At 44.2% G+C, this 16,918-nt stretch carries 11 protein-coding genes and 1 pseudogene; 6 read left to right on the top strand and 6 right to left on the bottom strand.

Features of this window, described 5'->3' with window-relative positions; all coding sequences use genetic code 11:
• Positions 1–5 precede the first annotated feature (5 nt).
• A complete protein-coding gene (gene cadA, locus H5T88_04000; protein ID MBC7329501.1) occupies positions 6–2,216 on the bottom strand; it encodes a cadmium-translocating P-type ATPase in 2,211 nt (736 codons plus the stop codon).
• A 178-nt stretch (positions 2,217–2,394) separates the two neighbouring features.
• Between cadA and H5T88_03995 the strand changes: the two genes are divergently transcribed.
• The 6 genes and pseudogenes from H5T88_03995 (at position 2,395) to H5T88_03970 (ending at position 9,935) form a co-directional block, all read left to right on the top strand.
• Positions 2,395–3,252, top strand: coding sequence for a lysophospholipid acyltransferase family protein (locus H5T88_03995; GenBank protein ID MBC7329500.1), 858 nt, complete (start codon positions 2,395–2,397; stop codon positions 3,250–3,252).
• A 1-nt stretch (position 3,253) separates the two neighbouring features.
• A complete protein-coding gene (xerD, locus tag H5T88_03990) occupies positions 3,254–4,141 on the top strand; it encodes a site-specific tyrosine recombinase XerD (GenBank protein MBC7329499.1) in 888 nt (295 codons plus the stop codon).
• A 1-nt stretch (position 4,142) separates the two neighbouring features.
• Positions 4,143–5,288 (top strand): phosphopentomutase, encoded by a 1,146-nt coding sequence (locus tag H5T88_03985; protein ID MBC7329498.1) that lies wholly within the window; start codon positions 4,143–4,145, stop codon positions 5,286–5,288.
• A gap of 138 nt (positions 5,289–5,426) precedes the next feature.
• Positions 5,427–6,605 (top strand): annotated as a pseudogene (locus H5T88_03980) (SAM-dependent DNA methyltransferase).
• Between the two features lie 354 nt (positions 6,606–6,959).
• Positions 6,960–7,616, top strand: coding sequence for an MgtC/SapB family protein (locus H5T88_03975; GenBank protein MBC7329497.1), 657 nt, complete (start codon positions 6,960–6,962; stop codon positions 7,614–7,616).
• 6 nt (positions 7,617–7,622) lie between these two features.
• The gene (locus H5T88_03970) at positions 7,623–9,935 is read left to right on the top strand and encodes a hypothetical protein (protein MBC7329496.1); all 2,313 of its coding nucleotides are present in this window, start codon (positions 7,623–7,625) and stop codon (positions 9,933–9,935) included.
• 42 nt (positions 9,936–9,977) lie between these two features.
• Here the strand turns inward: H5T88_03970 and H5T88_03965 are convergent, their stop codons facing one another.
• From H5T88_03965 to H5T88_03945, 5 genes are all read right to left on the bottom strand, one after another.
• Positions 9,978–11,399 (bottom strand): ADP-ribosylglycohydrolase family protein, encoded by a 1,422-nt coding sequence (locus tag H5T88_03965; GenBank protein MBC7329495.1) that lies wholly within the window; start codon positions 11,397–11,399, stop codon positions 9,978–9,980.
• Positions 11,400–11,469: 70 nt separating this feature from the next.
• A complete protein-coding gene (locus H5T88_03960; protein MBC7329494.1) occupies positions 11,470–13,965 on the bottom strand; it encodes a glycoside hydrolase family 99-like domain-containing protein in 2,496 nt (831 codons plus the stop codon).
• A 1-nt stretch (position 13,966) separates the two neighbouring features.
• Positions 13,967–15,628, bottom strand: a complete 1,662-nt coding sequence (locus H5T88_03955; protein MBC7329493.1) for a carbohydrate binding domain-containing protein — start codon at positions 15,626–15,628, stop codon at positions 13,967–13,969.
• 136 nt (positions 15,629–15,764) lie between these two features.
• Complete coding sequence (locus tag H5T88_03950) at positions 15,765–16,538, bottom strand: DUF1559 domain-containing protein (protein ID MBC7329492.1); 774 nt, start codon at positions 16,536–16,538, stop codon at positions 15,765–15,767.
• Positions 16,539–16,657: 119 nt separating this feature from the next.
• Complete coding sequence (locus H5T88_03945; protein MBC7329491.1) at positions 16,658–16,903, bottom strand: hypothetical protein; 246 nt, start codon at positions 16,901–16,903, stop codon at positions 16,658–16,660.
• Between the last annotated feature and the right edge of the window lie 15 nt (positions 16,904–16,918).

Below are 16,918 nucleotides of genomic sequence, written 5' to 3'. Positions count from 1 at the left end.
GCCGTCTAGATATGACGATACAACCTGCCCATAAACAGGGAATTAGGAACGACAACAAGGTCGCTCAAAATCATCGCTATTCCCGCAATAAGAGGATTAAGATGTATCCCAGTAAAAGGATACAACAGCCCACTGGCAATTCCTATCCCAATGGAGTTATAGAAGAAAGCCCAAAAGAGATTCTGTTTTATCTTTCTTAACGAAAGCGAGCTAATTCTTATTGCCTCATAAATTCTTGCCAAATTTCCCCCTAACACAACAATCTCTCCCGCCTCGATCGCGATGTCGCTTCCCGAGCTCATAGCGATTCCCAAATCCGCTTCAGCCAAAGCAATAGCATCGTTTACACCATCTCCTACCATCGCAACTTTTCCTTTCTCCTTCAACTTCTTTATCACTCTCCCTTTTTCACTGGGCAAAACGCCCGCTATCACCTCCTGTACCCCAATCATCCTCCCTACCGCTTTCGCTGTTATCTCGCTATCACCAGATATTATAATCACCCTTTTTCCAAGCCTCCTTAACGTCCCGATAAGCAGAATCGCTCCTTCTTTAACCCTATCCGCAAAGGTTATCACACCCTTGATTTTCCCATCTACAACCAAATAAACTATTGTTTTACCTTCTTCCTCAAATCTTTCCCTTCGCTCGGCTATTTGCTTCTCATCGGGGTTCCCATCTACAATCCCTCTCCCTCCTACCCTTATCTCCCTTCCTTTATATTTAACTACCACTCCTTTTCCCGGAGTATAATTAAACTCGTCTGGTTCAGGAGGAACTAATCCTCTCTTTTGTGCTTCAGAGTTTATCGCTGCCGCCAGGGGATGTTCACTTCTTCTCTCCGCTATAGCGGCATAGAGGAGGACTTCCTCTTCAGATAATTCGCCAAGAGAGATAATATCTGCCACCTGAGGTCTTCCTTCCGTTAGTGTCCCAGTTTTATCAAAGACGAAAACATCTATTTGCGAAAGCAACTGAACTGCCCTCCCACTCTTGAAGAGGATTCCTCTCTTTGCTCCTAAGCCAATCGCAACCGCTATTACTATGGGAGTTGCCAAGCCGAGAGCACAGGGACAGGCTATGATTAAGACAGAGATAGAATTTAGAAAGGCAAAACTTATACCCTTTCCGAGGTAATACCAGGCAAGAAAAGTTATGAGGCTAATTAACAACACTGAAGGGACGAAATAAGAAGATATTCTATCCGCCAATTCCTGTAGAGGTGCCTTATTCGTTCGTGCTTCCTCCATCAATCTTGCCATCTGGGCAAGGAAAGTCCCCTCTCCTACTTCCGTCACTTTCATCTTGAAACTGCCGAAAGTGTTTACTGTACCACCTTTCACGGTATCTCCTTCCTTTTTCTCCACAGGTATGCTTTCTCCCGTTAGAAGCGACTCGTCAATATCAGAATAACCCTCAATTATAACACCATCTGTTGGTATCTTCTCCCCTGGTTTAACAAGAAGAATATCGCCAATATTTAACTTCTCCACCGGGACATCAAACACTTCTCCATTCTTTATCAGGTGGGCGAATTTCGCTTGGAGATTTAACAGTTTCTCAATTGCTTCGCTCGTCCTTCCCCTCGCTATGGCTTCCAATAGCCTTCCCAAGAGAATGAACAAGATAAGAAAACCAGCTATCTCGAAATAAAGCCTCGCCCCTTGGGAGGCTTTAAGCCCAAGCCAAATCTCTATAGTGATTACAAGGCTGTAAATATAAGCTGAAGCTGTGCTTAAAGCAACAAGGGTGTTCATATCTGCTTGCTTCGTCTTAATAACAGCTCCAATACCTTGAGAATAGAAACGATAGCCGCAGAGAATTATAGGCGTTGTAAAGAGAAATTGTAAAGTGGGAATAGATTTCTCAAGATAAGAAGGGAAAGGGAAGCCCATATGCCTTCCCATAGAAACATAGAAGAGAGGAAACGAAAAAGAAAGGGCTAAAAGGAACATCCTCTTTAGCCTGGCAACCTCTGCTCTCTCCGCTTCCCTTTTGTTCTCTACGACTTTATACCCTATTTCCTCAATTGCCCTCTTTATCTGAGATAAGCTGAGTTTATCCTCCAAATATTCAACATAAACCTGCTTATTAAGTAAATTTGCATCCACTTTCTTAACGCCAGGAAGTTTTCTTACTCCTGCCTCTATTTTCCTCACGCAGGAGGCACAATGCATACCTTGAACCTTGAGAGATTCTCTTCTCAATCTTAACATTGCCTTTAAAAATCATTATATATTTCCTATAAAAAAAGTCAAATATACATCCGCTTTTTGTTGAACTTTTTATGTTTTAAATTTGGTAGTAAGGAAAGTTGCCATGTCTATTTTGGGGCATTATTAAACTAAAGTATTATTTATTGACCTTTTGGGGCTTTTTGTTAACATAAATTATGTGAAGGATTTTCTTGAATGGATAGCTTACGCTTTTTTGAAATCGGTTCAATTCGTCTGCCGATTGACACCCCTACCCTTTCGTCTATATATAGGGAAATTCCTCGGCGTTTTAACTTATTTATTTTCCATCCACCGCAAGGCGTTAGCGAGAGCGAATCTATCCGTAATATTGGGAGAGGATAAAAGATGTCTCGCCTTGGAGGTCTTCAAGAACTTGGGAATGTCATTGGTTGAATTCATTACCCTCCCTTTCCTTTCCCCAAAAGATATGAAAGAATTCTGCCTTTTACAAGGGAGGGAAAATCTAACCGAAGCTTTATCCATGGGAAAAGGGGTGATACTTCTAACCGCCCACCTCGGCAACTGGGAATTGATAGGTGCCCGCTTAGCTTTAGAGGGTTTCAATATAATCTCTCCAGCTCGACCCCAAGACAAATTTGAGGAAAAAGTAAGGCAAATCAGGAATTGCAAGGGTTATAATACAATTTCGGTAGATAATGGGATTATTCCCCTTATTCCATGTCTTAAAAAAGGAAACATCGTGGCAGTTTTAAGCGACCAAAATATCCTTATAGGCGGGGTAAATGTTCCCTTCTTCGGCATCCCAGTATCCACACCGCCGGGCGCAGCGATTTTAGCCCTCCGCAGCGGTGCTCCCGTCCTTCCCGCTTTTGATGTTAGGATTGGTAAGCGCCATTTAGTTTATATCGGAAAACCAATTTCCCTTATGAAAAACGGCAATTTCCGGGAAAATGTCATTAAAAATACAGCAAAATTCAACGAAATAATAGAAGGATGGGTAAGAAAATACCCTGAACAATGGCTTTGGCTTCATCATAGATGGAGGAAGGTTTGATATGACGACAGAGGAAGCGATAAAACAATATATCCTCTTTCTCCGCACGGAAAGAGGGCTTTCAGATAATACACTTTACTCTTACAAAAACGACTTAAGGCAATTCCTTCAATATTTACAATCCAGGGAAATAAAAGAAATTGACAATTTAAACGAGGATTTGCTTTTGTCATTTCTTTCTTTTTTAAAGGAAAAATTTAAGCCTAGAAGCGTGATGCGAAAAGTTTCCGCGGTCAAGGGTTTGCTCAAATTCCTTCAAAGAGAAGGCTATATTGAGGGAGGATTATACGAAAAATTAGAAACACCCACGCCTTCAAAATCTTTGCCAAAGGTCTTGAGCGTAGAAGAAATTGAGCGCCTTCTCTCTCAACCAGATACCTCAAATGTCTACGGATTGAGAGATAAGGCGCTTCTTGAGCTTCTCTATAGCAGTGGTCTGAGAATATCTGAAGCCTCAAATCTACGAATTGACGATGTTGACCTGGAAGGCGAATTTCTCCGATGTAAAGGGAAAGGACAAAAGGAACGAATAGTCCCCCTGGGAAGCCTCGCCAAGAAATGGCTCAAGGAATATATCTCTGGAGCGAGGTTGGCTTTAGCTAAAAAGGACACCCGCTGGCTTTTTCTAAGGAAAGGAGGAGGGAAGCTGTCAAGAGTAAGTATGTGGAAGATAGTGAAAAAATACGCAAAAATGGCGGGAATTAAAAAAGAGATATCTCCTCACACCTTGCGCCATTCATTCGCAACCCATCTCTTGGAAGGAGGCGCCGACCTCCGCTCAATCCAAGAGATGCTGGGGCATAGCTCTATAACTACGACTGAGATTTACACTCATATATCAACAAAACACTTGAAAGAAGTATTTAAGGAAAGCCATCCGAGGGCTTGAGATGAGGATAGCAGTTGTCGTGTTAGACGGAGTGGGCGTGGGAGAACTTCCCGATGCCCACTTATTCGGTGACGAGGGCTCGGCAACGCTTCAGAACACAGCGGAATATGTAGGCGGGTTGAATTTACCCAATTTAGAGAAACTTGGTTTGGGCAATATCGTTCCCATAAAAGGCATTTCGCCTGTGAAAAATCCCTTAGCCTCATATGGCAAGATGGCGGAGCGCTCTCCCGCTAAGGACACCACCGTTGGACATTGGGAGCTTATGGGGGTCATTAAGAGAAAACCATTCCCCACTTACCCCAACGGCTTTCCAGCGGAGATAATAGAACCATTCAAAAAAGCGATTAAGAGAGATATACTGGGGAATATCCCTGCCTCGGGAACGGAGATAATCAAAAAGCTTGGAGAGGAGCATATGCGGACCGGCCACCCAATAGTTTACACATCCGCCGATAGCGTATTTCAAATAGCTGCCCATGAGGAGATAATCCCTCCTGAAGAGCTGTATAAAATGTGCAAAATCGCAAGACGTATCCTCAAAGGAAAACACGCGGTTGGAAGAGTTATAGCCCGTCCTTTCCTTGGCGAACCCGGCTCATTTTATCGCACGGAAAGGAGAAAAGACTTCTCCCTTCCTCCACCTCGTCCAACGATATTGGACTTAGCTAAGAAAGCCGGCTACATGACCGTCGCGATAGGGAAAGTTTACGATATATTCGCCGGGAAAGGATTTACCAACCATCTCCCTTCCGGTTCAAACAAGGATACTATGGATAAGATAATAGAAGCTTTGGAGCAGGATTGGGATGGCATACTCCTCGCCAATCTCGTTGATTTTGATATGCTCTATGGGCACCGCAACGACCCCATTGGCTTCGCCAATGCTTTAAAGGAATTTGATAACTTCCTCCCAACCCTTTTGGAGTCCATTGGCGAGGATAGCCTCTTTATCACTGCCGACCACGGCTGCGACCCAACCACTCCCTCCACTGACCACAGCAGAGAGTATGTCCCAATCCTATTCTATCAGAAAGGGAGGGAATCCAATCCCTTGGGAACGCGCAAGACATTCGCGGATTTAGCAGGAACTATCGCTCTTCTTCTAAATCTACCTATTCCGACACCCTGCACTCCCTTCCTTTAAAAATTGATTAACAGCGTCTTTCGCTTTAAAATTTTAATATGAAACAGGATGAAACTATCGGTTATGTTCGTGATTTAGGCGCCCCCCTATCCATTAACTGAAAAGAAGCGGAGGGAATACGGAGCCCATTTAACCTCTATTGATATATTCCGTGAATTCATTTTTCCAGATATAAAGGGATGCCTCTACGATTTCAGTTGGGTAGACTTATTCGCAGGAGAGGGAAATTTGGTTCTCCCCATTTTAGAGCTCGTCCCCCAAGATAAGAGAGCGGATTTCTTCAGAGAACATGTTTTTCTTTACGACATTCAGCCCGAAATGGTGGAAAAAGCAGTGGCAAATGCGATTAAATATGGAATTCCTCAAGAGATTGCGAGAAAAAATATTCAGGTTAGAGATACCTTGCTAAATTATCCCGATTTTAAAAATCTGAGATATCCTCCCTATCACATAACCAATCCACCTTATCTATATATCGGCTATATCGTGAAGAGCTCGGAAAGGAATCTGCGATACTTTACAGGTCCAAATGAAGGCTATCAAGACCTATACCAAATTGCGTTGATGAATGATTTGTGCAATTGCATAAAGAAAATGATTTATATCATCTCCACGAATTTCCTCTTCGGCTTCTCAGTCTCCAACAAAATCAGGCAGGATTTCCTGCCCTTTTACAAAATAAACAAAGCTTATATCTTTGAAAGGAAAATATTTGAGTTCACAGGCACAAATGTCTGCATCCTCTCGTGCCCGTGGAGAATTTGAGGAATTCGTCGTTCAATATCGTGCTAACGAGAGACTAAAGGTGAAGTTTTATCTGACTATTGAGGAAGTTGAGAGAAACAAGGGAGAGTATAAAGTTAAATTGTTAGATGCAAATAGCTTCTCAAAAGGCTTTTACAAATTTGGCATATATGGTGTGAACAAGGAGCTTTATGAAAAGCTTAAACGCAATCCGCTTTTCTTGAGGACGCTTGACACAGGAAGTTGGCAAGGAAGGGTGGGATCTACGATGTGCGAGAAATCTTCCGAGTGGATGGGATAGTTGTCACTAAGGAAAAATACCGCACACATCCAATTCAAATCTTTTTTACGCCAAAGCTTTCCCAAGAGGATTTATCGCTTTTGCGCAATTACTTCAATTTGATGCTTGAACATTTCCGGGAAATAACGGATAGCGAATTTCTGACCACTTTTAAATATTCAACATCCGAATATGTTCGCAAATATCTTGGCTTAACACAGGCAAAAAACTTCTGGAAACCTTTCCCCTCAACCTCTCGCAAAGGGAGAAATCGCTATTCCGCTCCTCCATAGAAGCAAAAGATATAGAGGAGATAAAGAATCTGTTGCTGAAAGATAAAAAAGATTGGAAACGGCATCATATCGCCTTTTGGAGGAGTCTATTAAAGTTCAGTGGCTGATTAACTTCGTAATATAAACAAATTTTAATTAAGGCAATAAAGTCGCAAATTTTGTTTCGTAGAAAGTTTTCAGAAAGCAGACTTGATAGCCACCTAAATATTTCTATCATTGTGAGCTCACTTGAGGCGTGCTACTTACTCTCAATTTGATGGCTCCCTATGGGAGCCCGTGGAAATCTCAACAGTTGAACAAGCAGATGGATTAGAGGTTGTTGATAATTACTTCCAAAAATTGTAGAATAAAAATATGAATCTCCTACCACTTCCTATTTATGAAGTCGCTTTAAGATTGTTCGTTTCCCTTTTTCTCTCCGCCATCGTGGGCTGGCAGAGAGAGATAGCGCAGAGACCCGCTGGGCTTAGAACCCATATGCTCGTCTGCCTCGGCTCAACTCTTTTGACCATCGTCTCCGTCTCAATAGTTGGCACAGACCCAATGAGATTGGCTTCAGGCATAGTCACAGGTATCGGATTCATCGGAGCAGGCACGATAATCAGGTCAACTCCCACAGAAGTAAGAGGATTGACGACCGCAGCAAGCATCTGGATGATTGCAGGAGTGGGAATAGCGGTAGGCGTTGGCTTTTACTGGGGAGCGATTATCGCCACATTCTTCGCCTACATAATCCTCGTTCTCTTGAAAAGAGTGGAGAGAGGCTTTCATAGAGAACGGGAGAGAATAATAACGATTGAAGGGAAAAATCGTCCCGGACTCCTTGGAGAGATAGGAACAATTTTGGGAAATTATGGAATAGATATCAGGGATATAGAGCTGAAAATAGAAGTGGAGATAGCAACTATAGAGTTGAGGGTTGATATCCCCTCCATTGAGGGAATAGACGAGGTCATACAAAAAATTAAGGAATTGGAAGGCGTTGGAACAGTCAAATTGTCAAGAGAGTGAGGAATTATGAAAAGAGCAGTCGCCCATGAGGGAACCTTGAGGTTTTTGTCCGTTTGGTTTTTCTTAAATTTTTTATTTGCCCTTTCCCAAGCACAACAATCAGCCTATATGTTTGAAATCAAGAATGTGGATTACGACCATCAATTGCTTCTATTCTCACTTCAAGGAATTGTAAATAAAAAGGGACCTCGCCTCTTCTACGATACTAAAGAGCTTTTCTGGCAATGGCGTCCCTCAGATGAAAAGTGGATGGAGTATTACGCAAAGAAGAAAGGTTTTAATTTTCGGAAAATTGAATCCTTGAAGGAATTATTGAATTTATTCAAAAACGATATCAAGGGGCTCGCAGTTTACGACCCGAATATAGATGCCACTCGCTACATCGCTTGCACTTACGCCGGCTTAGAGGACCTCATCCCCGTCTCCCCTTCTATGTTGGAAAAAGAACCCTTCCTCAAAGAATTCCCCATAAGAAGGAATCTATTGGAACCCAAAAGGAGCAACAAGGAATGGTGGGAATGGGCGATAGCGAACCTGCTTCCCCTTTGCAACAGAAAGATGGTATATAGCGCAGGGCATTCCCACGACGATATAAACCTCGGTGGAGACCCGGGGATAATAATCGGCTTGGATTTCGCCGTCTCAAAAAGGATGTTCGTGTTCAATCTCTCGCCTGCCGATAAGCCATCCTCAATTTACGGCACGCCAATACCTGGCTACCCTGAAGACGCGAAGCTATTTGGTGAGATAATGGATAAGCTGGATAAACCTGCGGGAGTTTGGGGTTGGGCTGAGCCTGAAGGCGATTTCGCCGTCCGAGTCTCATCTCATAACAATTATGTTATGTGCTGTGGGGCTCCAAACCTTAGCTTCCACAGCAAAGCTCCTTTGAGCAAGGGTTTCAAATTCCTGCAATCTTATAAATTCACCCTTTCCAACACGAAGCTAGAGAAGAAATATTATATCGCTTTCGTAACGAACGAAGGAGATACACCTAAGATAGTCGCGGGTTGGCAAGCGGGTGGCTGGTTAAATCCCCATAGAGGAGAAGTGGCGATAAACTGGGGTGTAAACCCCATCTTGGTAGCGGAGTTCCCCGCAATGATGGAAGCCTACTACTCAACCGCAACTCCCAACGATTACTTCTTCGCTGGTGTCTCTGGCGCAGGTTATGTCTATATTGATAAGCTTCCCGATTTGGATTCCTTCGCCAAGCATACCTCTCATTATCTCAAATTAGCTGATGAGGAAGTCATAGATGCCTGGAGCACATCTGAGTCGCTTAAGCTTTATTCAAGATACGCCAAAATAGCAGATTTGCTGGGAATGCTGAGGAACCCAAGAGGTGAAGCGAAAATCAATTATTTGGAAAATGGCACACCTCTCATTGAACCGGACGCCTCCATATTCTACATCTCCGGCACTGAACCCCCAAAGGAGATAGCGGATAGAATAAGAAGGGTTGCGGAAAGACACAAACCTCCCTTCTTCATAGAGGTCTATGGTGGAGTAAGCGAGAATTGTCCCCTTTATTACAAGGCTATAATGGATGAGCTGGGAGATAAATACAAAGCTGTGAGGCTTGACGAGATGATGTGCGCAGCGAGATTGGCGGGGCAGATAGATGCTGACGAGGATAGAATATATATAAAACCGAAGGAACCTGCATCTATAAATTTAACTCTGCGCAATCCCTTCAAAGTGGCTAAACACTTTAATTTAGTCCTACAAGCACCGCTAAATTATCAAGTTTACCCAAAAGAGATTAGGTTGACATTGAGAAGTGGGGAAACGAACACGATTAAAATAAAGATTGAACCAAGTGAGAAGGCAGAGAAGAGCGGAACGCTTGCGGTAAAAGATAGGGTAAGCGGGCTTGAGAAAGAGGTGGAAATAGAGCTTTTAAAGTTAGAGGAGATGGGTTTTGAGGATTCATTCAAAGATTTAGGCTTCTGGGAGAAATGGCCAGGAGGTGGAGCCAAGATTTACAAATCCCCAAAGGGAGCGATTATAGAATGCCCTAAGGGCATGCCCTACTCCGCTGTTGAGCGAGAGGTCAGCGTTGACTTGGATGAATATCCCATTCTCCTGATAAAAATCAACTTTTGCGATGGGCTCTGGGCTTTAAAGGTTCGTCCCATTGATGATATGAGGGATATATGTTTGGTATCGGATACAGCAAGGACGGGAGTATTTGCTTGCGATATTCAGAAATCCACGGGATGGAGAGGGCGAAGAAATTTCAAGGTAATCATATTCGCTGTGGGTGAGGGCAAAAATTTAGAAATTGAGTGGTTGAGACTGATATCTAAGAGGTGAAAAAAAGGGCGGGAAGCTTCGCTTCCCGCCCATACTTTTTCTTTAACCTTCCTTTGGAGCAGATTGCGCTGCCGGTATCATCTTTATGCTCTTCGCCGATAAAATAGTGTAGCTGACCTCGCCACCTTCTATCTTAACCTTTATCTCGTTTCTATCATCCGCATCTTCTGCCAATACGCTGAACTGCCAACGGTCTATCTTCCACTCGGGGGTCGTCATCTTCCAACCTTCCGGCACCATCACCTCTATATCCTTCTTCTGCGGAGCTCCATCCTTCAATATAGATACCTCCAATATCTTCTCCACACCATCCCTTACTATCGGTTCACCGTTATAATGGAGAACGACATCCAAATCGCCGACCTTCTCCACAGCAGAATGGACATCAAAGCAAAGGAGCTTCATCGGCTTCTCGTTGCGGAAGAGGATGGAAAGGAGGTTGGGAGGAGTTTCGTTCGCATCTCCAATCTCAGAGACCTGTGAGTTCTCCTTCAAGAACTTCTCACCCACCTTTACCGTTCGTTCCGCCAGCTCCTCAACCGTCTTGGGGTGATTGAACTGACCCGTTAGGGGAACGAGTATTATCTCTTTTCCTACTGGCTTGAGCCATTCCTCGGGAATACCCGCCGTTCCATAGAGGATGCCCAAGAGAGAACCCAAGGTAGCGCCTGTGCAGTCGGTATCATAACCGCAGTTGACCGCCTTACATAGCTTATCCCCATAGTCCTTACCATAGAGCCAACCGAGGATTATGAAGCCGTGATTGGGAATAGCATTGCAGGGCTGATGATGACCGAAGAGCGTAACGATATGCTCCCTCGCTGCATCCCACTTCATTCCGCTCTTATAACACCAAACCGCTTCCTTGATAACGCGATAGATGTTTGAGGAAGTGGGAATCATGGATAAACCGATGTCAATAAGCGTTTCGGGGTCCTTGATCACGAAGGCAGCGCTTTCAACCGCAGCCCAGAACATCTCCCCATATTGTCCTTCCCCTCCGGCGTGGTCCAAACAGGAGTCCATCCAAGCCATAGAGGCGGCAAGCTGGGGGTCGCCAGGAGCTACGCAAGCCCAAATCTCCGAGCGGATGGGGGAACCCATCTCATCAACGAAATAATTCTGAAATGTTCCCGAGATAGGAGGGCGCAACCCCCTCTGCAGATTGTAAAGGCAGAAAGAATACTCGGCATACCAATGGTTTGATAGGTATTTCAACCAGTGCTCAACGAAATGGGAAAACTCGACCTTAACTCCTTTGTCCTCAAGCATCTTCAGCCAGACGAGCTGGAAGTCAAGGTCGTCATTGGGAAGCGGCTTATCGGGAACAGGGTCAAAGTAGGAGAGACAGTGTACGAATTTCTGCCCTTCATAAGGCGTTCCCAATGTGCCTCCAATGTTCTTGCCTAACCAGCAGGCAAGAACCTTGTCGTAATACTCGGAACGAGAAAGCTTAATCTTCATACAAAAACCTCCTTTCAATTAAAATGTTTTATAAATAATGACCAATTGATATGCTTTGTCAATGAATTTTTCACTTTTCAACATCCCTGAATTGAGGATGTTCGTAAGGACCTAAGCCCAAATCCTGGGGAATGAGGTCTACATGTTCTTTGGGAGCGTTGCTGAAAACCTCCCTTATGGCATCAAGATAGCCAAAACCATATTGCCTATGTGGCATCACATAATGCCCTTCACCGAATTCGTTCCAATTGTCAATCAGTATTATCCTGCTCCCCAATTGAGAGGATGGTAGTGTCTTTATGAATTCCTTTGCCTTTAAGCAAAGCCTCTTGAAATCTTCGGGTGGCAATTTCCAAATGCTCCCCTCGTCCTGCCATCCTGTCCATCCCATTGAGACTGTCACAATCTGTGGTATGATTCCCATATCCCTCGTCTTGGTCCAATATTCAATCTGTTTTTGAATCGCCACATCGGGGGTAGGATTCCCCGCCACAGGCCATACATAGGCGCTTGTATAATCCAAACCCATATCACGCATCAATTTGAGATGATTGGGGTCCAATCCTCTATATTCTCCTATTATTATCAACCCATCAAATCCCGCCTCTTTGCACTTCTCCCTCATCTTATCCAGAGCCCTCCTCACATTCTCCACACCTCCCAAATCGTCAATGAGAAATTCAGGACGATAAATGACGAGAAGAGGCTTATTATCAATCTTCAAATAGCTTGGGTGCTTGAAGAAGGTTTCAATCCAATAGGGGAGGAGATTGTTGAGAAGGTCGTTTTCATCGGAGACACCGGCAACCCCCCTCGCTTGGTTTTCCCACATTATTACGAACTTAATGAAGGGGAGGAATTTCGCCCTATATAATGCCTCAGTTATTGGTCTCTCATAAATTGTTTGAATGGGTGCCTTCCCTTGATTCCTTCTATACCAGCAGAAGATGAAAAATTGAATTCCGTGTTCAACTGCCCATTTTATCTCCCAATCCTTGACCTCAGGATTGAGCTCATCGTAAAAACCCAAAACGGGAACCCTCCAGAGGTCGCGTAAGACGGTCTTCCAAAGCTCGGCATTCTCCCAGAGAGGGCAGTTCCAGGCGCCGATAAGGACATCTGTCTTAACGGGCTGAGGCTCAGGTATGTAGGAGGCTTCGCGAATCTCAACAGGAGGCGTGAAAGAGATTTTATAAGAGGCGGTTTCCTCGTCTCCGTTGGGAACGGAAACGATGAGCTTCAATTCCCCCTCTAAAGGTTTTTCCGCCTCAACCTCCCAAGATAATCTCTTTCTCTCTCCCGGCTCAATCTCCACTTCCTGCCTATCCTCGCCTAAAACCTTCACTCCCTTGCATGGGATTAACCTCGCCTGAATCTTTCCTTTACCACCTTTATTTATTAGAAACGCGAGGATTTTCACTGGACGCCTTGCCCTGTTCACGCCTAAATCCGAGAAAAAGTATTGTATCTCTATTTGAGGGGGAGTTGATTGAGCGTCTTTTAATTGACAATTCCTAAGCTTCCCTTCTGATTTATCATCAGAAGGGAAAATACAAAGCGCTAAGAGCTCGCCTTTCCATTCCTTGAAATCTGAAAGCTTAACGCAATATGTGTGGAATTTGCCATCCGATTTCAAGGGAAAGCTAACCATCCTTGAACCTTCCGTTGTTTTGAAAAATACCCTGCCTTCTTTCCCCTTGGAAATGGACATATTAAGGACGAGAAAATCCTTCCCCTCCACTGGCACCCTCAGGGAATTATTCACTATAGCTGATTCCTCCCCTTTAATTTCAAAGCTCAAAACTCCCTCTTTTTCAAACATCTTTTCCATTTCAACTCCATTCCATTCCATATATTTTCCCTCCTGAGAAATATGGACTATATATTTCTCCTCAAAATACGAATTATAAAGAGTCCTTATCTCCTCATCGCTCAACGCTCTATTATATATCCTCAATTCGTCAATTTTACCAACGAAATTTTTTATATTTGGACCATCGGCTAATCCCAATGTTAGAGGCCCCTCGCTCTTCTTGATATTTCCTGAGAGCCCTGCTTGGCTCGCTACGAGCTCTCCGTTTATATAAACCCTAAGAGTTCCATTGGAGTATGTTCCCGCAAGGAAAAACCACTTGCCTCGGGGAGCATTTTTAAACGGCAGAACTGTCCCATAGCTATACCAGGGATTATTATCGGTGGCGACTACGAAATGGTCTCCCTCGGGAGAGAATATGAAGCGATAGATACAATCCTTTTTCGCTAAAGGCGAGGTAAGGCGGTCTTCCTTTATATATAGCCAAAAGGCAACCGTCAGCTCGCTCATCCCATCAAGGAGAGAAGAGTTTATGAGAACTCCACCCTTACCGTCAAACTCCAAAGCATTGCCCCATAATCCTTTAGTCCACTTCGCTCCCCTTATCACTCCTCTTATCCCGTTCTCGGAGCTATCCATTACAAAGTTGCCTTCCCCTTCTTCAAAGCTCCAAAAGCCGATTAAACCATTGTCGCAAAGGCTATTTAGGGAAAGGAAAAAGGCTATAATGCCTATTAAGCAAAAAGTCTTCACTTCATTTACCTCCTCTCCATACGACCTCGGCGAAATCTTTTATTAGTTCATATTTTCTCTCCCAAGTCGTATACATAAAACCTATTACATTTTTATATTTCTTTGTAAGGTCATACCATCCTTTAACATCGTTTACATTTGGAGCATCGTAATAGCAAGCGACCAAGGTTCTAAATCCCTGTTGAGCGAAGAACTCCAAGCTTTTCTCCCTCGGCTCACCACCCCAAACTGCAATGATTAAATCCTTAGGAATGTATTTCCACGAACCGCTGAAATCTCCTTCCACGAGATAATAATTATTCCTCGCGTTATGATTTGGGTCGAACATATCCGACCAGATGTAAATTTCCGCCTTCGGATTGTATTTTCTCAGGATTTTTACCGTCTTGGTGACGCTTTCCCCTAAAAGCTTCGCCATATCCTTTCCCTCACAGGCTTTGCAAGTCCCGCCCATCCTAATCTCGTCGTGGCTCAAAAGGACCTTTTTGTAATGTAAATTATCCCAGAGCAATTTCGCTTCGTGTTCAAAAATCTCATAAACTTCCGGCTCCGCCATACAAACTGTAACTTGCCACTCATAAATCACCATAGGATGATACCAACTCACCCTTAATTTCTGCCCATCCTTTATACGACTATTTGGGGTTATTTTTAGGGTTGGCGCCGGTCTATCCCAATTCCAGAAGGTGAAGTTGGGGTCTACGAGGGGCTCGTAATCCCTTCCTTCTTCATAGACCTGCCCCGTTTCCTCGTCTTTTACTGTGACGGGAGTACCGGGACGCCTCAAGACATTCAGGGGTCCGATTTCCTCAATCGTCCAATCATCAAGCCAGAATTTCCCCTTCTTTGCTCCCCAAACGCCTGCATATACCCTCACTTTATCGTGTTTTTGGCTATTGAAGACCATCGTTACTTTCGTCCAATCAGCTGTTGAGGGGATATTGAAAGTCCTTGGGGCTAAATCCCTATCGTCCGCTAAAACAAGCAGATTGAAACAGCCTGAGGGTTGAAGATTCTCAGTCTTAACCCATATGCTCATCCGATAGCATCTATAAGGCTTAACTGAAATCTCCTGCATTATTCTCCCGTGTCCGTAGGGATTAGCAGTGAAGTTTTCAAATCTAATGGAGGCATTTCCGCTTCTCTTCACCTGACTATCAACGAAACTTACTTCCCCCGGCTGGTCGTGGAAATTGAAGTTCTTGAAGTTATTACCGCTGAACTCTTCAAAACCTCCGTTGAGGATTTTCACATCTGAATCTGAAACAAACGAGGCTTTGTTCCCCTTGACTATGAAGAGTGCATCTTTTACGGGAAGTCCCTCTGCGAGATTTCTGTTGTGAGCGAGGAGCCCACCCCCATAGCCTATGGAGAAGACAGCGGGCACAATTTCAAAATTCAATTTGTCGCAATAATCCTTGATTTCCCTGAGATGCTTAAAATAGATTTCGTTCTGCTTGCATAGATAATCTAACCCAGCGGAAAAGACCATCCCATTATATCCGCTCTCCTTCGCCTCTTTGAGGATTTCCTTGATTTTTTGGATTTCCTCCTCCTTCTGGAAGTCAAATCCGAAAATCCAGATAAAGCGGTCCCTTATCCCCTCACAATTCGCAAAGTTCAAAATAGCGATTACAGTAATGACAAAAATCCATAACCTCATTTCGGCACCTCCAAATATACATTTTGCTTAGAATATAAATTCTTTGTATTTAATGTCAATTAATTTGAAAGGAGGTGCTTCTAATTTTGGGGTGGGTAGGGAGGTTTTCTTGCCTCCCTACCCAGAGATTGTTCTCTCAACGTGTGCCAAAGATATCGGGCGGGCAGAATCTTACAGTTCCGCCCATCCACCGCGCCTTCAACTGCTGAGCTGCGTACCATTTAGCGTGCCCATCAGCAAAGACTATATTTGAGCCGCCTGTATGTCGGCTATATCTTTCTATACACTTTTGGAGGTCCAATATCTGTGCTGGACAACATTGGATGATGGAGGGGTCCCAGTTGCCGCCGTTTGCAAAGGCGAGCCAAATGTGAATGCCGGTGTTTGAATCCCAAGCGGCACCGAGGACGGCATGCCTTCCATCTGCAATTACCACCGTCTCAGAGGGAGCAGCCATTGTGGCGAGCTTAGCTGTGGAAGCGTCTCCTCGTCCACACCAATTGAGCGGGTTCATTATTCTTTCGTTGTAGCCATAGTCCAAGGGATGGGAGTTTTGCGGTCTTCCCCATCTTTCAGGATAGCAGACGCTAACCCATGTTCTCTCCGGTGAGTTAGAGCTGGGACACTCAAAGACCTGCCAATTTTTCGTATAAGGAGCCAATTGCTCCCACCAGGCAAGTCCTCCGTCGTCGTGTCCCCAACAGGGCCAGTGCCAAGTAGGGAGCGTCTCGTCCCAGTCCTGAGCGTACATTGAGAGAGCTAGACCTATCTGCTTCGTGTTGGATAGACAAGCGGATTTCCTCGCCTGCTCACGAGCACGACTGAAAACTGGAAAGAGAATCGCCGCAAGAATGGCGATGATAGCTATGACGACTAACAGCTCAATGAGTGTAAATCCTCTTCTTTTCATTTTTTCACCTCCTTCCTTTTGGATTTAGCAACTAAATATTAAAACATTTTATTAAACCACGCAAGTATATTTTTAGGTCGTTTATTTCTCTTTTCATTAAATGCTTCAGTAACGATTAACTAATTTAGAACCAACCTAAGGGGTGCCAATCTCCACCAATCTGTCATGGCAAGCCCACATAAGGCGGCGTGGCAATCTCTCATTTGTGGTGTCAAAAAGGGATTGCTTCGTTGCTTCGTCGCTTCGCTCCTCGCCTCTATGGGTATAGGTTTTAGCGACAATTCCTTCCGTAGCGGGGTAAGAGCCCCTTTATCATTGCGAGCCTTCTGCTTTGCAGAAGGCGTGGCAATCTCGTATTTAATCATAGAGAATGAATGAAA

The organism is bacterium (genome assembly GCA_014360495.1).
Classification (GTDB): domain Bacteria; phylum Armatimonadota; class JACIXR01; order JACIXR01; family JACIXR01; genus JACIXR01.
Note: the sequence above shows the minus strand (reverse complement) of the source record. Positions and strands in the feature narration are given on the sequence as shown.

Excerpts from the sequence above, each read along its gene's own strand:
- cadA (MBC7329501.1), bottom strand. The coding sequence starts at position 2,216 with ATGTTAAGATTGAGAAGAGAATCTCTCAAGGTTCAAGGTATGCATTGT.
- xerD (MBC7329499.1), top strand. The coding sequence starts at position 3,254 with ATGACGACAGAGGAAGCGATAAAACAATATATCCTCTTTCTCCGCACG.
- H5T88_03985 (MBC7329498.1), top strand. The coding sequence starts at position 4,143 with ATGAGGATAGCAGTTGTCGTGTTAGACGGAGTGGGCGTGGGAGAACTT.
- H5T88_03975 (MBC7329497.1), top strand. The coding sequence starts at position 6,960 with ATGAATCTCCTACCACTTCCTATTTATGAAGTCGCTTTAAGATTGTTC.
- H5T88_03970 (MBC7329496.1), top strand. The coding sequence starts at position 7,623 with ATGAAAAGAGCAGTCGCCCATGAGGGAACCTTGAGGTTTTTGTCCGTT.
- H5T88_03965 (MBC7329495.1), bottom strand. The coding sequence starts at position 11,399 with ATGAAGATTAAGCTTTCTCGTTCCGAGTATTACGACAAGGTTCTTGCC.
- H5T88_03955 (MBC7329493.1), bottom strand. The coding sequence starts at position 15,628 with ATGAGGTTATGGATTTTTGTCATTACTGTAATCGCTATTTTGAACTTT.
- H5T88_03950 (MBC7329492.1), bottom strand. The coding sequence starts at position 16,538 with ATGAAAAGAAGAGGATTTACACTCATTGAGCTGTTAGTCGTCATAGCT.
- H5T88_03945 (MBC7329491.1), bottom strand. The coding sequence starts at position 16,903 with ATGATTAAATACGAGATTGCCACGCCTTCTGCAAAGCAGAAGGCTCGC.